Origin of the sequence: Hwanghaeella sp. LZ110, from assembly GCF_048892525.1 — a bacterium.
In the GTDB taxonomy this organism is placed as follows: Bacteria; Pseudomonadota; Alphaproteobacteria; order UBA8366; family Aestuariispiraceae; genus Pacificispira.
On the sequence record NZ_JBLZHT010000005.1, the window covers coordinates 122,833 to 140,224 of the forward strand.

The 17,392-nt window shown below is 54.1% G+C and carries 16 protein-coding genes and 1 tRNA gene; 10 read left to right on the forward strand and 7 right to left on the reverse strand.

Going from position 1 to position 17,392, the window contains the following annotated elements:
• The first annotated feature begins 55 nt into the window (after positions 1–55).
• From ACOSDM_RS11745 to ACOSDM_RS11775, 7 genes are all read left to right on the forward strand, one after another.
• Positions 56–982: a phosphatase PAP2 family protein gene (locus ACOSDM_RS11745; protein WP_420724722.1), complete on the forward strand. Its 927-nt coding sequence runs from the start codon at positions 56–58 to the stop codon at positions 980–982.
• Between the two features lie 106 nt (positions 983–1,088).
• Entirely contained in the window at positions 1,089–2,522 is a 1,434-nt protein-coding gene (locus tag ACOSDM_RS11750) for a dihydrolipoyl dehydrogenase family protein (protein ID WP_420724723.1), read from the forward strand.
• Between the two features lie 139 nt (positions 2,523–2,661).
• Positions 2,662–3,024 (forward strand): helix-turn-helix domain-containing protein, encoded by a 363-nt coding sequence (locus tag ACOSDM_RS11755; RefSeq protein WP_420724724.1) that lies wholly within the window; start codon positions 2,662–2,664, stop codon positions 3,022–3,024.
• Complete coding sequence (locus tag ACOSDM_RS11760; protein ID WP_420724725.1) at positions 3,021–4,331, forward strand: type II toxin-antitoxin system HipA family toxin; 1,311 nt, start codon at positions 3,021–3,023, stop codon at positions 4,329–4,331. Before ACOSDM_RS11755 ends, ACOSDM_RS11760 begins: the two co-directional genes overlap by 4 nt.
• A 10-nt stretch (positions 4,332–4,341) precedes the next feature.
• The gene (locus ACOSDM_RS11765; RefSeq protein WP_420724988.1) at positions 4,342–4,647 is read left to right on the forward strand and encodes a hypothetical protein; all 306 of its coding nucleotides are present in this window, start codon (positions 4,342–4,344) and stop codon (positions 4,645–4,647) included.
• 78 nt (positions 4,648–4,725) lie between these two features.
• Entirely contained in the window at positions 4,726–5,871 is a 1,146-nt protein-coding gene (locus tag ACOSDM_RS11770) for a YecA family protein (RefSeq protein WP_420724726.1), read from the forward strand.
• A 216-nt stretch (positions 5,872–6,087) separates the two neighbouring features.
• Entirely contained in the window at positions 6,088–8,517 is a 2,430-nt protein-coding gene (locus tag ACOSDM_RS11775) for a GcvT family protein (protein ID WP_420724727.1), read from the forward strand.
• A gap of 15 nt (positions 8,518–8,532) precedes the next feature.
• Here ACOSDM_RS11775 and ACOSDM_RS11780 read toward each other — a convergent pair whose 3' ends face one another.
• On the reverse strand, positions 8,533–9,471 hold the full coding sequence (locus ACOSDM_RS11780; protein ID WP_420724728.1) for a DMT family transporter: 939 nt from the start codon (positions 9,469–9,471) through the stop codon (positions 8,533–8,535).
• Between the two features lie 81 nt (positions 9,472–9,552).
• On the opposite strand from ACOSDM_RS11780, the gene ACOSDM_RS11785 reads away from it, so the two are divergent.
• Positions 9,553–10,344 carry a pyridoxine 5'-phosphate synthase gene (locus ACOSDM_RS11785; RefSeq protein WP_420724729.1) on the forward strand — a complete coding sequence of 264 codons (792 nt, stop codon included), beginning with the start codon at positions 9,553–9,555 and terminating at the stop codon, positions 10,342–10,344.
• Between the two features lie 220 nt (positions 10,345–10,564).
• On the opposite strand, the gene ACOSDM_RS11790 is transcribed toward ACOSDM_RS11785, so the two are convergent.
• The 3 genes from ACOSDM_RS11790 to ACOSDM_RS11800 form a co-directional block, all read right to left on the reverse strand.
• Positions 10,565–10,822: a hypothetical protein gene (locus ACOSDM_RS11790; RefSeq protein WP_420724730.1), complete on the reverse strand. Its 258-nt coding sequence runs from the start codon at positions 10,820–10,822 to the stop codon at positions 10,565–10,567.
• 170 nt (positions 10,823–10,992) lie between these two features.
• Positions 10,993–12,159, reverse strand: a complete 1,167-nt coding sequence (locus ACOSDM_RS11795) for an MFS transporter (RefSeq protein ID WP_420724731.1) — start codon at positions 12,157–12,159, stop codon at positions 10,993–10,995.
• 95 nt (positions 12,160–12,254) lie between these two features.
• Positions 12,255–12,803: a DUF924 family protein gene (locus ACOSDM_RS11800; protein ID WP_420724732.1), complete on the reverse strand. Its 549-nt coding sequence runs from the start codon at positions 12,801–12,803 to the stop codon at positions 12,255–12,257.
• Positions 12,804–12,969: 166 nt separating this feature from the next.
• Between ACOSDM_RS11800 and ACOSDM_RS11805 the strand changes: the two genes are divergently transcribed.
• A tRNA-Pro gene (locus ACOSDM_RS11805) sits at positions 12,970–13,046 on the forward strand.
• Between the two features lie 152 nt (positions 13,047–13,198).
• Here ACOSDM_RS11805 and ACOSDM_RS11810 read toward each other — a convergent pair.
• Together ACOSDM_RS11810 and ACOSDM_RS11815 are read right to left on the reverse strand one after the other, a co-directional pair.
• On the reverse strand, positions 13,199–14,110 hold the full coding sequence (locus ACOSDM_RS11810) for an Abi family protein (protein ID WP_420724733.1): 912 nt from the start codon (positions 14,108–14,110) through the stop codon (positions 13,199–13,201).
• A 146-nt stretch (positions 14,111–14,256) separates the two neighbouring features.
• Positions 14,257–15,186, reverse strand: a complete 930-nt coding sequence (locus tag ACOSDM_RS11815) for a LysR family transcriptional regulator (RefSeq protein ID WP_420724734.1) — start codon at positions 15,184–15,186, stop codon at positions 14,257–14,259.
• 70 nt (positions 15,187–15,256) lie between these two features.
• On the opposite strand from ACOSDM_RS11815, the gene ACOSDM_RS11820 reads away from it, so the two are divergent.
• Entirely contained in the window at positions 15,257–16,060 is an 804-nt protein-coding gene (locus ACOSDM_RS11820) for a phytanoyl-CoA dioxygenase family protein (RefSeq protein WP_420724735.1), read from the forward strand.
• Positions 16,061–16,103: 43 nt separating this feature from the next.
• Here ACOSDM_RS11820 and ACOSDM_RS11825 read toward each other — a convergent pair whose 3' ends face one another.
• On the reverse strand, positions 16,104–17,306 hold the full coding sequence (locus tag ACOSDM_RS11825) for a permease (RefSeq protein WP_420724736.1): 1,203 nt from the start codon (positions 17,304–17,306) through the stop codon (positions 16,104–16,106).
• Positions 17,307–17,392: the final 86 nt, after the last annotated feature.

Below are 17,392 nucleotides of genomic sequence, written 5' to 3' on the forward strand. Positions count from 1 at the left end.
AGAAAGAAAAGGATGCCCGCTGGCGACTCACTGTCCCTGTGATTGGAACAATCAAATGCCGTCGAAGGATGTCACGCTCACAACCAATTCCCGTCAGTCTTTTGCCGTCGCGGGGGGAACCGTAATTGCGGCAACAGGGCTTTTGGCCCTGGCAATGCTGATTTGGATCATCGCCTTCCTGACCGGGTTCCTGTTCCTGGGCCTAACGATTCTGGCGGTAATCACAATTGCCGCGGTGCTGTTGCAACAACGATTTCACGCCACAATCGACCCAGACCATCAGGCAACCTGGATTGCAGGCCTGCAGGCGGCGACGACATCCCTTCCTCTGTTCATCATATTGCTGGATGCGCCGCTTGCCCGGGCTTTGGCCCAGATCAACCCCTCGGAAAGACTGATGTTTCATCAGTTGGGGGATTTTGGGGATTCCGCCTATTATCTCTATCCCCTTGGCATAGTGGGATTAGTCCTGACCGGGCTTGGCCTGTGGGATAAAACACGATCCATGCGGCCGCTGTGCAAACAAGTCGGGGTCTATATCGGCTTTGCCTTCAGCGCCATCGCGCTCAGCGGCATTGCGGCAATACTGTTTAAAATGCTGATCGGACGTGCCAGACCAAGGGTCTTGATGGCTGAAGACTGGTATGGCATCGACCCTATCGGTTTCACGTCCTCTTACCAATCCTTCCCGTCTGGCCACGCCACAACCGCCTTCACGGTTGCTTTTGTCATCGCCTTTCTGTGGCCGCGCCTGATCTATCCAGCCATGGTTATCGCCGCCAGTGTCGCCCTGTGCCGGGTCGTGGTGAATGCCCATTTCCTCAGCGATGTGATCGCAGGCGGCATTCTGGCAGCGGTTGTAACATCCCTGCTGCGGGCTGAATTCGCCAGGCGGGGGTGGCTGTTCAAATCAAATGCAATCACACCCCGCCGCCCGACCCAGATCGGCAATCGGACATTAGAGATTTTCCCAAAGTCGTGATATCGAGTCTCGTCACGGCAACGTGAGATGATGTGTATCGCAAAACGGGGCGCTCTATCGCCACCTTGTTTCACATCAACACGAACGCCTTTGCGGGGAACAGACTATGGCTGGCACGATCAAGACCGATATCTGCATCATCGGCGCAGGCTCTGGCGGGTTAAGCGTCGCAGCTGGTGCCGCCCAGATGGGTGCCCGCGTGGTTCTGATCGAAAAGGGGCTGATGGGCGGCGATTGCCTGAATTTTGGCTGTGTTCCATCCAAGGCATTGCTGGCCGCCGGTCATGCCGCCCATGTCCAGCGCCATTCTGACATTTTCGGGATCGAGCCCGTCCCCCCCAAGGTCGACTGGAAAAAAGTCCGCGCGCATGTCAAAGGCGTGATCGCCGCAATCGAACCCAATGATTCCGTTGAGCGCTTCGAAAGCCTGGGCGTCGCCGTGATCCAGCAACATGCCCGCTTCCTCAGCCCAGCAGAAGTCCAGGCAGGTGATACAAAAATCCAGGCGAAATACTTTGTCATAGCCACCGGCTCCACCCCCTTTGTTCCCCCAATCGACGGGCTGGACAAGACGCCTTATTGGACCAATGAAACCGTCTTCGACAATGACCAGCCCATCGACCACCTGCTGGTCATCGGCGGCGGGCCCATCGGCATGGAAATGGCCCAGGCCCATCGCCGTCTGGGCTGTAAGGTCACCGTCATCGAAATGGCAAAGGCCCTGGCCAAGGATGATCCCGAAGCCACCGCCCTGGTTTTGGACCGCCTGCGCGCCGAAGGCCTGGACATCCGCGAGGAGACTGCGCTGAAAAGCGTCGCCCTCACCGATACCGGCATTTCCGCCACGGTGGAAAAAGACGGTAAGCAGGAGGTTATTACCGGCAGTCATCTGCTGGTCGCCGTAGGACGCCGCGCCAATATCGCCGGTCTGGACCTGGACAAGGCAGGCGTTAAGACAGAGCGCGGTGCGGTCACCGTCGATGACCATCTGAAAACCAGCAACCGCCGCATCTTTGCGATTGGCGACGTGACGGGCGGCCTGCAATTTACCCATATGGCGGGCTATGACGCGGGCATCGTCATCCGCCAGATGCTGTTTAAGATGTTCTGGACCAAGGTTGACCATCGGGCCGTCCCCTGGGTCACCTATACCGACCCCGAACTCGCCCAGATCGGCCTGACCGAAGCGCAGGCGGAGAAGGAATTGGGGGCCGGAAACTATCAGGTCCTGCGCTGGCATTTCGACGAAAACGACCGCGCACAGGCCGAACGCCGCACCGACGGGCTGATGAAAGCAATCGTTGACAAAAAAGGCCGCGCCTTGGGCTGCACCCTCGTCGGCGCCCATGCCGGGGACCTGCTGCTGCCCTGGATCATGGCCGTGCAAAACCGCCAGAAAATGAGCACCCTCGCCAGCTTGATCGCCCCCTATCCCACCCTATCCGAAGTCACCAAACGCACAGCCGGCAGCTATTTCACACCCAGCCTGTTTTCGGAGCGCACGCGGAAAGTGGTACGGTTTTTGATGAAATTAATATAACACGCGAAATGTTACTTTTTATATCATATTAGCGCTATAAAACGCGATATTTTGCGTGTTATATTTTTTAGTATTGTATAACCTTATTATACGCTATAATTCGCGTGTTATCTCTTAATACGTCTATAAAGCGCGAAAAATGACGCAAAAAATTGACTTAAAAATCGCCTCAAGTGCAGAGATTGAAACCTATCTCTGCGCCCGACTGGAAGCGGTTCGGCTCAGCCAGAATATGAACCAATCCGAACTGGCGAAACGGGCCAGCATTTCCTTGCGCACGCTAACCCGCCTTGCAACAGGCGAAGGCGGGGTTTCCTTCGATACCATCATTCGCGTGATGTTGGCCCTGAATCTTCACCATCATTTAGAGAACTTCATTCCTGATCCGACAGTGCGCCCCATCGAAAGAGTCCAATTCAAAGGGAAACAGCGCCAGCGGGCGCGCCGAAAGCCAACCGAGGCTGAGCCCTGGACCTGGGCGGATGACGGGTCGACAAAATGACCGACGCACGGGTTTTACTATGGGGATCAGAGATCGGCGCTGTCTCCTGGTTGGAGGATCGTCAGATCGGCGTTTTCCAGTATTCAGGGGCTTTTGCCAAAAGTGGGATTGAGGTCGCGCCCCTGACCATGCCCTTGCGCGACGCCCCCTATGAGTTCCCCAACCTGAACCAACAAACCTTCAAAGGCCTGCCTGGATTGCTGGCGGACAGCTTGCCGGATAAATTCGGGAACGCCCTGATCGATGCCTGGCTGGCGCGCGAGAACCGAACTGCCGCCAGTTTCAATCCCGTTGATCGCTTGTGCTACACCGGGTCCAGGGGCATGGGCGCGTTAGAATTTCAGCCAAGCCGAGGCTCCGTCTCGAATACCAGCAGAACAGTCCAAATCGAAGCACTGGTTGAGTTAGCCAATCAGGCCCTAGACACGCGCCAAACCCTGAACGGCCGGTTCGACGGCATTGATGACCAATCCGCCATTGAAGACATCCTGCGTGTAGGCACGTCCGCAGGCGGAGCCCGGGCGAAAGCAATACTCGCCTGGAATGAAAAGACTGGTGAATTCCGATCCGGTCAGATCCCCAACGATTCAGAATTCGGTTACTGGATTATGAAATTCGACGGTATCGACGGCAATCGTGATAAGGAAATCGCGGATCCGCAAGGTTTTGGACGTATTGAATATGCCTATTTCCGGATGGCCCGCCAGGCAGGAATCGAAATGACGCCATGCCGCCTGCATGAGGAAGGTGGGCGGGCGCATTTCATGACCAAACGATTTGACCGAACCACATCAGGTGAAAAAATTCACATGCAGAGCCTATGCGCCCTGCAACATTTCGATTTCAATATGGCCGGTGCCTACTCTTACGAACAAGCAATCCAAACTCTAAAATTACTCAGTATTCCGATGCCCAGCATTGAAGAACAATATCGCCGCGCCCTCTTTAACGTCATCACCCGAAACCAAGACGATCACGTCAAGAACATCGCCTTCCTGATGGATCGCGCGGGGACATGGCGCCTAGCGCCCGCCTTTGACATCGCTTATTCCTATAACCCGGATGGCGCGTGGACCAGTCAACATCAGATGAGCCTGAATGGGAAACGCGATGATTTCACACCCGAAGACTTTCTGGCATTCGCAAAAATGGCCGGAATAAAAATAACAAAAGTAAAACGAATCCTGGCAGAAATTGCCGCTGCGGTAAGCGCATGGCCCCAACATGCAAAAATTGCGGGCGTCCCTTCAGGGGATGCATCCAGGCTGCAAAATACTTTCAGAACTCAATTGATCCGCTTGGGATAATCTTGCTGCTATTTTTCCTGACAGCGACCGCGCCCAAGCCGAACGCCGCACCGACGGGCTGGTCAAAGCAATCGTCGACACAAAGGGCCGGGCCCTGGGCTGCACCCTCGCCGGTGCCCATGCAGGAGATCTGCTGCTGCCCTGGATCAGGGCCGTGCAAAACCGCCAGAAAATGAGCACCCTCGCCAGCCTGATCGCCCCCTACCCCACCCTATCCGAAGTCACCAAACGCACCGCCGGCAGCTATTTCACGCCAAGTTTGTTGTCGGAAAAAGTGAGGAACCTTGTTCGTATTATGTTAAAGTGTCCTTTTTAAATTGCACATAGATAAATAAACTCTGCATAGTAGATTCTATTCAAATGTTTCACCCAAGTAAAATAAAGAGATCAGTTTATGCCTCTGTATTCTATTCCAATCGTTCATCCGAGAAAAAAAATGGGCCGTAACGAAAAATGTTGGTGTGGTTCTGGGAAAAAGTACAAACATTGTCACCTAGATAAAGAAGCTCAAAAAACAATAAACCCGTATCAATTTTGGAACGATTCCCGAAAGAGTTTTGCTAGACAATATTGTTCGCATCCAGAGGCATCACCGTCTACTTGTGACAAAATCATTAAATCCCACACCATATCTAAAAGCACATGCTTGAAATCAATTTCAGAAAAAGGCCATGTTTACAATTTCTCAGGAGATTTTAACACTTTTGAAAAAAACAATGGAATTACAGCACCAAAAAAAATTGGCCTAAACAATGCTTCAACTTTCACTGGTTTTTGTGGCCATCATGACAATAAAATATTTCGTATAGTAGATACTAACGAAATAAGTGCATCAGATGATTTTATATTTTTCCTATCCTATAGAGTAGTTTGCTTTGAGTTGTTTCAAAAAGAATCTGAATTAAACTTTAACGAACTATGTAAAAATCTGGATTCTGGAAAAAGTTTAACAGAACAAGTGGATATTCAAACTATGATAAAAGAAAGAATCCGATACAATAGAATCGCATTGAATGAAGCAAGAGCAATAAAAGAAAATTTTGATAATATGCTAATAAATAATGATTACAAAAAATTAAATTATATTTCCTTAAAAATTGATAGTGTTCTACCTGTTGTGGTGGCCGGAGGCCGATTTCCTGATTACGACTTCTCAGGAAACGAATTGTTTTCACTTGAACTGTCCTACGATGACCCTCCAGTCATCCAACTAAATATCATTAATGATGGAAAGAGTTCATTGATAACATTGACGTGGACTAGTCAATCCGAGAGAAATATTGATTTTGCAGAAGATTTTATTGATAAAATAAAGAGCAAGGGACTTGGGTTTGCTGTGCATGTAGCGCTAGCTACTTGCGAGAATGCATACTGTAAAATTTCTTGGTGGGACTCCCTTCCGCAAAAAACAAAAACGGGATTACTGAATGATATTGTAAGTGATGTGTCACCAATGGTGCCTAGATGGTATAAGGCGATACAAATGGAACGAGAGATTTTACTTGCTGGAACTATCACCGAAATCAAACGAGAATACTAGTATTTAGTTTTGATATTAAACGTATGTATCTTCATAAAATATTGGACGAATTTTTGGATAGGCCTAACTTTTTAAATTGTAGATAGAGTAAGTTTTTTATGCCGCTTCTCCGACAATAGACGACGGTTCTACTTCTTTTCATTCTCCCTAAAGCGATGCAGTGTGTGGGTCTGAACGGGTCTGTTCAAAAATTCAATTTTGCTAGGAGCGCAGTGCATGAAGTCGCATGTCCGGGTTGTCGTTATTGGTGGGGGTGTTGTTGGGTGTTCGGTGCTGTATCACTTAACCAAACTGGGCTGGACGGACCTGTTGCTGATTGAGCGGTCTGAACTGACTTCCGGGTCGACCTGGCATGCGGCGGGCGGGTTTCATACGCTGAATGCCGATACGAATATGGCCGCCCTGCAGGGATACACGATCCGCCTGTATAAGGAATTGGAAGAGATCACGGGCATGTCCTGTGGCCTGCACCATGTCGGCGGGGTCACGATTGCCACGACCCGCGACCGGCTGGATTACCTGAAGGCGGAGCGTGCCAAGCATCGCTATATGGGTCTGGACACCGAAGTCGTCGGGCCGGAGGAAATCCAGAAACTGTCGCCGATTACCAATGTCGAGGGCGTGTTGGGCGGGCTGTATGATCCGCTGGACGGACATCTGGACCCGTCGGGCACGACCCATGCCTATGCCAAGGCGGCGCGCATGGCCGGTGCAGAGATCGTGCTGCGCAACCGCGTGCTGGAAACCAATCCCCGCGCCGATGGCGGCTGGGATGTGGTCACCGAACAGGGCACGGTCACCTGCGAACACCTGATCAACGCGGCGGGCCTGTGGGCGCGCGAGGTCGGGCAGATGGCGGGCGTCTTCCTGCCGCTACACCCGATGGAACATCAATATCTGGTCACCGACGACATTCCTGAAGTTTATAACCACCCGACCGAATTGCCCCATGTCATGGACCCGGCGGGGGAGACCTATCTGCGCCAGGAAGGCCGCGGGCTGGTGATCGGGATCTATGAGCAGGACTGTGACCCCTGGGCCGTCAATGGCACGCCGTGGGATTTCGGCCATGAATTGCTGAACAACAATCTAGACCGCATTTCAGAGCCACTGGATGCAGCGTTCAAGCGCTATCCCGTGCTGGGCACGGCGGGGATCAAGACCGTGATCAATGGTCCCTTCACCTTTGCGCCAGACGGCAACCCACTGGTCGGTCCAGTGCCGGGCCTGCGCAATTACTGGTCCGCTTGTGCCGTGATGGCAGGCTTCAGCCAGGGCGGCGGCGTCGGCCTGACGCTGGCGGAATGGATGGTAGAGGGCGAGCCCAGCCGCAACGTCTATGCCATGGATGTCGCGCGCTTTGGCGATTACTGCACCCGGCCCTATACCCGCATGAAAGTGACGGAAAATTATCAGCGGCGCTTCTCCATCTCCTACCCCAATGAAGAACTGCCGGTCGGTCGCCCGCTACAAACCACACCCGCCTATGGCCTGTGGAAGGCAGAACGCGCGGTCTTCGGCTCTGGCTATGGCATGGAGCATGTGAACTATTTCGCACCCGAAGGCGAACCGCTGTTTGAAACGCCAAGCTTCCGCCGTTCCAGTGCCTTTGACGCCATCGGGGCCGAATGCCGCGCCGTGCGGGAAGCGGTGGGCATCAATGAGATCCACAATTTCGGGAAATATCTGGTCACCGGCACGGGCGCCGTGGCCTGGCTGAACCATATCATGACCAATCGCGTGCCTGCCGTCGGCAAGATCGCCCTGACCGCGATGCTGTCGCCCAAGGGCAAGATCATCGGCGACTTTACCATGGCGCGCCTGGGGGAAGAAGAGGTGCAATTGACCGCCTCCTTCTCTGCCCAGTCCTTCCATATGCGCTGGTTCCAACAGCACCTGCCGGAAGACGGTTCGGTCAGCCTGCGCAATGTCTCACTGGAGCGGATCGGCTTCCAGATCGCCGGGCCCAACGCCCGGGACTTGCTGTCCCGCGTCACCGACAGCGACACGTCCAATACTGCCATGCCCTTCCTGAGCTGCACGGCCATCGAGATCGGGCCGATCCCGGCCCTGGTCAACCGCGTCACCTATACCGGTGATCTGGGCTATGAAATCTATGTCCATCGCGATCATCAGGTTGCGCTGTATGAAGCCTTAAAGAGTGCCGGGGACGATCTGGGCCTGAAACCCTTTGGCATGCGGGCCATGATGTCGCTGCGGCTGGAAAAGAGCTTCGGCTCCTGGCTGCGGGAATTCCGTCCGGACTTCACCCCGGCAGAAACCGGCCTGGACCGCTTCTGCAATTTCAAGAAGAATGACTTCATTGGTCGGGATGTTGCCGTTGCAGAGCGCGAGAATCCGCCCGCCAACCATCTGGCGACCTTCATCGTGGATGTGCCAGACAGCCCGGAATCCGCTGATTGTGTCGCAGACGAGCCGATCTGGCAGGACGGCAAGGTCATCGGCTATGTCACATCAGGCGGCTACGCCCATTGGGCCCGCAAATCGGTCGCCATCGGCATGATCCCCAAGGAACGCATCATCGAGGGTGGCAAATTCGAGATCGAAATCTTAGGGGTGCCCCATACGGCCACCCTGATCACCGAAACCCTGTTCGACCCGAAGGCGGAGCGGATGCGGGGGTAACCCCGCCCGCCGGCCTTACGGATTGCGCGGTGCGACTTTGGCGGCCAGGATACGGCGTTTGCGTTCGCGGTAGAAGGAATAGACGCCGGTGCCAACGATGATGGCGGCACCGATCAGGGTCCATTGGCTGGGGTAATCGTTGAAGACGAAGATCCCCAGCAGGATGGCCCAGATCATGATCGTATAGCGGAACGGGGCCACAAAGGCGATTTCACCGACGCGCATGGCCTTCACACTGAAGATATAGCCGAAAATCACACAGACGGCCGCCGTGCCTAACAAGGCGAGCGCATGTCCGCTTAAGGGGCGCCATTCCATCGTCGGGGCCATGACTGCTGCCAGAACCGTGACCGCGACGGAGGTCAGCAGGGACACGAAGATTGAGGGTATCTGGGCATTCAACCGCCGGGTCGAGATATCGCGCAGCACAACAAAGAGGACCGCGACCAACGCCAGCAGGGAAAAGCTGTTGAAGCCTTCAGATCCCGGCCGCACGATCAGCAAGACACCACAGAATCCAACCGCAATCGCCGACCAGCGCCGCCAGCCCAAGGGCTCTTTCAGGAATACCGCCGCCGCCAGAGTCACGGCCAAGGGCATGGTCTGCATGATGGCTGTCAGATTGGCCAGCGGCATATGCAACAGGGCCGTCAGAAAGGCGGTGGTGGACCCGACCTCCCCCAATACACGCAGGGCCAGAATGCCCCGCTCCCGCTTTGGAACGGAGACTTTCAACTCGCGTCGCCAGGCTGCAATCACCACGATCATTGCGGTCGCGGCCAATCCCCGGAGCAACATCGCCTGATACATGGAAACGAAATCATAAGCGAGTTTCATCAATGTATCATTGACGATAAACGCCGCCATGCTGGCCGCCATCAAGGACGCGCCTTTTATATTATCGGACAAAACCATCTGCGGCTTATCAACCAATCCCTGCGAAAGGTCCAGCACGATTTCATCAAAATGGCCCTATCAAAGTGCTGTGAACATCCTATATCTAAAGCCAATTAAGCAAAGTTCGGGATTTCTGGTATGAAACGCGTTGAAACAAAACTGTCTGTGAACCTGAACAAGGTGGCCCTGCTGCGCAACCAGCGTCATGTCGGCTATCCCGATCCCATTGAGGCGGGCCGTACCGTGCTGCGGGCGGGTGCCCATGGCTTGACCGTGCATCCGCGCCCGGATGAGCGTCATATCCGAAAGAGCGATGTGATGAACATCGCCGCGATGATCCGCGATGAAGGATGGGCCGCGCGCGGGGTGGAATTTAATGTGGAAGGCAATCCCTTCGATGATTTCCTGGCCATCATCAACAAGGTCCGCCCGGATCAGGCAACGCTGGTCCCGGACTCCCCCGATGCTGCCACGTCTGACAGTGGCTGGGATGTGTTTGGGGAGGCTGACCGGCTGAAGCAGACAATCGCCACCTTAAAAGGTCTTGGCTGTCGCGTGGCGCTGTTCATGGATGCGACCGACGATCCGGCCCCGGCGATGCGGAAAGCCGCCGCCCTGGGGGCCGACCGCGTCGAACTCTATACGGGTCCCTATGCTGATGCCTTTGGTACGGCGAACGAGGCCGCGTTATTGGCCCGCTATGCCAGATCGGCCCAGGCGGCGCTGGATGCCGGCATGTTGATCAATGCCGGACATGACCTGACAACAGAGAATCTGCCGAACCTGATCCGCGCCCTGCCCCGGCTGGACGAAGTTTCCATCGGTCATGCCTTCACAGCAGATGCGTTGTGGATGGGCTTCGATGCCACCGTGAAGGCTTATTTGACGGCCTTGCAGTTTAAGGGCGACCAGAAGACGGCAGCAGCCTAGACTCTCCCGATGAAAGCACGCGGCATTGCCGTCCCTCACAGGAGGGTGGTGATATCTGCAAACAATGCCGTCACTCCCGCGCAGGCGGCAGCCCAGGGACACCCACGCCCATCGTGCCTGCCGCCCTGGACCCCGGATCAAGTCCGGGGTGACGACGACATAGGCACCCTCTCCCTGAGGAGCGTTTCGTCTTGAAGGGCGGGCCCGCTGTAAATATCGCTCAGCGCAGCAGTTTCTTTGCTTCTTCCAGTGCCTTCAAAAGACCACGATCATTATTGTCCTTCATCGCGGCATCGGCGATGGCGTATTGGCGCAGGGCGGCATCTTTTTTCATACCCGACGGGGCACGGTCCAATTCCGCCTTAAATGTCTTCAATTGCGCAACGGCCGTGGGCTTACCCGAAGGCACGCGAGGGGCGGCCGTCAGGGGAGTATTTGAAACAACCGTCTGCGTTTTCTTAGGTTTTGCTTTTGCCATGCGACTCTCCGAGTAAAGCGGGGGTAGGCCCCAAACGGGGTCCCGCGCAAATGGCGACACAGTATCGCCCATTCATGAAGGGGAGGGCCGGTGGTCCGGTCCATTCAGCGCAGTATAGCCTATATCCAACGCTTAAGCATCCGCTGATAATTGACGGCGGGTTCAGCGGCTCAAACTGCGGTTTTGGGAAACCGTCGCGCCAGATAATAGGCGAAAATGGTGGCCCCGACGAAGATCACCGCGCCAATGATAAAAGGGGAGTCCGGCCCAAAGGCGCTGAAAACTGCCGCCCCCCAGGCAGGCCCTAAGATTCGCGCGAAGGACTGGGCGCTTTGGGCATTGCCCAATGTGCCGCCACGCATTGCCTTGGGGGCAATCTGGCTCAACAGGCTTTGCATGGCGGGATTGTGCAACCCCATCCCGATCGCCAGCAGGCCCATGGGCAGCAGGATCATTATTGGGGCGTCCACGATCAGGATCGCCAGCATCGTTGCCGTTAGTGTTCCAGCCGCAAAGATGATCACCCGCGCCTCCCCGAATATGGGCACAACACGGCGCACCAATCCCCCCTGAACCAGCACAGTGATCAATCCGGAAAAGGCCAGATAATACCCGACCTCCCGCGCGCCCAGCCCAAATTCTGCGGCCGCCCAAATGGCAAATACCCCTTCCATCGCAGTGAAGACCAGATGGATTGTGAAATGCAGCACCAATAACAGGGAGATATTGTTGTTGCGCAGCACATTGGTGGCAAAGCGAACGATTTGGTCGTCACTGTGTCGCGCGGGTTCTTTAACGAACAGCACCGCGATCAACAGGCCCAGCGCCGCACAGCCTGCCGCCGCATAGGCGGGCAGCGCATAATTTGGCGCATCGCCCCCAACCGCCCAGGCACCCAGGCCTGGCCCGATGCAAAAGCCGACCCCGAAAGCAGCCCCCAGCATCCCCATACCCTTTGCCCGGTCTGCATCCGATGTCACATCCGACACATAGGCCGCCGCCGCTGTGAACCATCCCGCCGCCAGCCCCGCCATGACCCGGCTGGCATAAACTTCAGCCAGTCCCTCAACATTCGCCAGCCAAAGATAAGACAGCACCGTCGCCAAAGCAGAGGCAAGCAGCACCGGCTTGCGCCCGATCCGGTCAGACAACCAGCCCCAAACCGGTGCACTGATCACAGCAGCCATGGAGAATGCAGAAAAAATCAGCGGCGCCGCGCCCTTCTCTCCCCCTAACGCGGTCACCTGAAACGGCAGAACCGGCACGATGATGCCAAGGCCGATGATACTGAACACAGTGGCCAGAATAAGCGGCAGGATGGGGCGGAGACTGGACATCACAACTCAAAGAGAAGAAGGGGCGGGATTATCTGTTGACGTGCGAAAGTCATACTGGACCCGCCGCGTCAGGAAAAGGCATTTGGCCCCGATGCCTAGAAAGAAGAGCCTGGCTGGGTCAGAAAGTCGCGCTCTGCATCGGTGCTGATCCGACCAAGCGCCGCATTGCGATGGGGAAAGCGCCCGAACTTAACGATAATGTCGCGATGCTGCCTGGCATATTCGTCATAGGTTTCATCCCCCATACTGGCGATCAGCGCACAGGACCAGTCCTGGTCTGCCAGGGATTCACTGTGTTCAAATGGCAGATAGAAGAAGAGCTCCGACAGGGTAGGCAGACCGGGATCGGTATGAAATCCGCGCGCAATGGCATAGCGGGCAATGTCCCGGGCCAATGGATCCATCGCGAAGGCTTTTGCCGAGTCGCGATACAAATTGCGGGAAAACTGATCCAGCACGATCACCACCGCCAGCGCGCCCAGCGGCGTATCCGACACCGCCCAGGCCGCATCGCTGCTATCGCAAAATGACTGATGCAGATCAGAAAACTGCTGATGGATCGCCGCATCCAAAGCGTCGGACCGCGCAAACCAATCCTTGGGTCCATGCTGTGTGCACCAAAAATCCAGAACATCCGTAATCACTGAAGAAACACCCTCTTGCTGTCTATTTCCGCAAGCCTATCGCACTCCCGCCGGTTTTGAAAATTCCAGGACCCGATGCAATCCACATCTTGCACCGCCTGAGCCGGAGCGCTATAAGCCGTTCCGCTTTATGGTGATGGTTCGCCATCATCCGATCGCACCCTATCGGAGTGTAGCGCAGCCTGGTAGCGCACCTGCTTCGGGAGCAGGGGGTCGCAGGTTCGAATCCTGCCTCTCCGACCAATCTTTCCAATGACTTAGGGCACATGCTTGCCCTAAGTCATTGATTGAAAGTATTAATCTCCGAGCGTTAAATTGGCGTTATCCATCGGGTGTCACGTGACACCAGTCTATTAAATAAATTCCGTCAATCATAAAATCAGAGAAGTATTAGACTACATTGATTCTTCTATGTTCCACAAAGATGTCGTGCGCCACTGAGGCGGGAACCCCATAGCGGTTGGATCAATAAATGAAGATTCATCAAGTAGATTTGCCAGATCGTGCGCCCATTTTGGATGCCCTGCTACACTATCAAGTAATGATTTTATCACCACCGCTTGCGCATAAAATCGATCATATACTTTAAAGTGCTCTTCAATCGGTTTGTATTTTTTAGGCCGTACACCAAAGTTTCTGTTCCATAGGCGAGAATGGTGCGCACACAAATTTCTTAGCGATGAAAGAGTGTGCAGCCAAGATTCAAGCACTCTATGAGATACATCAAATTTCTCTGCAATTTGTTTTCTTGGTTCTGGAGCCAATCTAGAATACGTTTTAGAAACATACCCAAAGGGTAGCACTTCGAATATCATCCAACTTGGTGGTAAGTCTGGCTCACAATACTGCTCGTAGTAGCTTGCAATGAAAGAATCTCGGTGCCTGCTTCCTTCTTCTCTACTACCAATCTCATTTCGAATATCGCTAATATACTTATCGTGGTCAAACCGTCGAAAATAACGGCTTTCCAAATACCAATGAGGTCCATATTGAACACTCATTTCATTGGATATCACAGTGCGACTGGCAACTTCTATGCGTTCCATCGCGTCCATTACTAAAAGTCTCAACTTCCGATCAAATATGTAAACCTGAACAATTTCTGTAAATGTTGTACCCAATTTAAAGTTGCCCCGAACTCCGTTGGCATCCTGCTCTCTAAATGGCAAAAAATATCCTCGCATTCTAAAAAACCCAACAAACCGCAATACTTTTTGTGCGAAATCATCGTCTGGTATAATGAGTCCGCGCTGTCGAAGCATCGTTATTTGTTGGATCAAGGTAAGTGCGGGTTCATCGTATCGCATTTATGTCCCCAAAAAAGAAAAACCCGCCGGGTGCGCATCGTAGAGAGGCGTGGCGGGTGTGTTGATACTTAAATAGATTATTACCAGGTAAATTTCAAGGAAAATTACATTGTCATTTCCTCGATCTCCCCCTTACCCAAACATAGTTACACCGTAACATAATTTACAAAACTCGCAACGATTTCCGCTTGGGCGGCCTTGAGGACGGGGCGGATTTGGGTTTGGGGCATATAGGCCAGCAGGATCCGCTGTTCCGCCAGATCATCGGCGATGGGGATGGAACAGATGGGGCGGCCATCATAGGTGACGGCGGTTTTGGGATGAGTGTGGGTAACAGCAATGCCAAACCCATTGGCGACCAGTGACCGCAGCAGTTCAAAGCCACGGACCTGTGCCGTGATGATGGGATCAACCTTGCTGGCCCTCAAAAGCCCCAGGACATATTGGGCGCTTAACGGTTGATCCAACAGGACCAGTTTCTGATTATGTAATTCAGACAGAAACACACTCTTTCTGTCGGCAAATTCATGATCGACCGGACAGATCACATGGGGCTGTAAGCTATAGATCGTCTGGGTCAGCATATCGCTTTCCAGACCCAGATCATAGGTGATGGCCAGATCCGCCGCGCCCCGTTTCAGGGTGTTGGCCACCCCTTCCATATCCGCCTCCGTATAGCGGACGATGACGTCGGGCAGCTTTTCCCGAAGGCGCATTAGCAGCCGGGGCAGGATGTAAGGCGCAATCGCCTCGTAACAGCACAGGCCGATTTCACCGCTTAATCCTGCATTGGGGCCCGCCAGAGCGGCAACTGTTTGCGCCTGATCGCATAACAGGCGGGCCTCCGCCATGACCTTCACACCAAACCGTGTCAGCGAGACGCCGTGGGCCGGATGCCGCGTGAACAGCTTCAGACCATAATGCTGTTCCAAGGCCGCAATGGCGGTAGAAATCGATGGCTGTGACACATGCAGATTATGCGCCGCCGCCGTCACGCTGCCCGCATCCGCAGCCGCCAGCGCATAAACGATTTGTTTCAGAGTTATAGATTTGATTTTTTGATATTGAGTATACATTAATATTATTATCTTTGATGACTAATGTTTTGTAAAGATGCCCTCAGCCCTTTCAACGCGCGGAGTAGACATGACACAGCATCTTGATGAACAGACCGTTTCAGAGTTCCGCAACAATGGCGTGACTGTAATGCGGGGCGTGTTTAAGGACTGGGTTGAAACGCTGCGCGACGGCGTTGCCCTGAACATGCGCGAACCAGATCCGACGGCCCGTATCTATACCGGGGAGAATGGCGGTGGCCGCTTCTTCGTCGACTATTGCAATTGGCAGCGTATCCCCCAGTACAAGGACTTTATCTTTAACTCTCCCGCCGCAGAAATCGGGGCAGAGTTAATGGACAGCAAGATGGTGCAGTTGTTTCACGAACATGTACTGGTCAAAGAGGCTCAGGCTGGGGTGCCAACGCCCTGGCACCAGGATATGCCCTATTACTGTGTGGATGGCCCCAAGACGGCCAGCCTTTGGATTCCCCTGGATGAGGTTCCGCATGAACGGGGCGTCGAATTCATCGCAGGGTCTCATCTATGGGGCAAATTCTATCGCCCGCAGCGGTTTAACGGTCAGCCGTTGAACGAAAATGATATCCTGGAAGATATTCCCAATGTGAATGAGAACAGGGGCGACTATGACATTGTCTCCTGGGACGTATCCCCGGGCGATGCCATTGCCTTTGATTATCGGACCATCCATGGGGCACCGGCAAACAACAGCCCCAGCGAACAGCGCCGCGCCTTTTCCCTGCGCCTGGTCGGCGATGGGGTACGGTTCGCCCGGCGCGAGGGTATTGTCACCTCCCCGCCCTTCAACCAGGTGACATTGCAAGATGGCGACCCGCTGCAGGCGGATGAATTTCCGGTCCTTATCCCCGCTTGATAAGAGCGACGTTAAAGGACGACCTGTTGCAATACGATAACCATCAGACAAAGGCCCAAACCAGAACCCCTCCGCCTAAGACCGCTATCGCCCCTGCGGTAGCAACACGTTTGATCGGGCCATCGCCTTCCATATTATGGCCATGACCGTCATGTTTGTGTTTGGAGGCTAAGAAGAGAAGACTGGCTGTCACGGCCATAAAGGCCAGGTTCAGCCAGAATGTGTAGTCAATCTGGAACTGAACGATATCAGTGACCGTGCGCGCACTTTCCGGGGAAATTCCCAGCAGGGCAAAGCTGCCGGACAGGATCAGCGCGGTGGCGACGATACTGATATACATGATACCAGCGATATACAGGGCGACGCGATACCCATAGTATTTTGCATTCACGGCAACCAGCGGAGGCACCATCAGGTCGGAATAGATGAACCCCATCAAACCGGCAAACATCACCCCATTGGAGGCGAGCACTGTTGCCAGTGGGATGTTACCCATTGATCCGATGAAGGTGGCTGCCGCAACGAAGGGTGCTACCAGCGCATTTTCAACAGCGATCACCCAAGCTGGCAGTGTCGATGTCATATCGATCAAGAATATCTGGCCCCAGACTGCTGGTGGAACGAGGACAGAGACAAAGCCCGCAACGACAAAGCCAATCAGCACCTCTTTCCAGACCATCAGCCAATCCATCACGAAGGTATGGCCGACCATTTGCCAGCCTTCCCGGCTAACCAACCGCTGGCGCCAATCGAAATCGTCCGTGCCGGATTCGGCTTCTCCTTCCACCTTCTCGCGGGCGCGCTGCATCCAAGATTTGGGATAGGTCAGGCGGATTAAAACGCTGCTGATCGCAATAAGGATCAAGCCACCGATAATCTCGGCGGCCAAATACTGCCAGCCCAGAAAGATATAAATCAGAATTCCCAGTTCGATAACCAAATTGGTTGAGGCAAACATAAACGCGACCGCCGCAATGAAATGCGCTCCCTTGCTGAGCAGAGCCCTAGCGGCTGCCAAGGCAGCGAAGGAGCAAGAGGAAGATACGGCGCCAAAGCCTGTTGCAAAAAGGATAGATTGAGGCGAAGCCTTGCCCATAACACGGGTTAAATTCCGTTTGGGCACGAAGGTCTGAATCATTGCACTGATAAAATACCCCAGGACAAAAGCCCACCCGGCCTTCCAGAAAAAGCCAAGAGCGGTCTTTGTCGCCTCCGCATAAATATTCCAAAATTCAGAACTAAACATAGCGTGTACGGCAACCGATCATGGCGAAGAAGCAGGTTAAACAGCCCAATCCGTGCCCATTTGTTATTAAAAGACTGATTTTCACG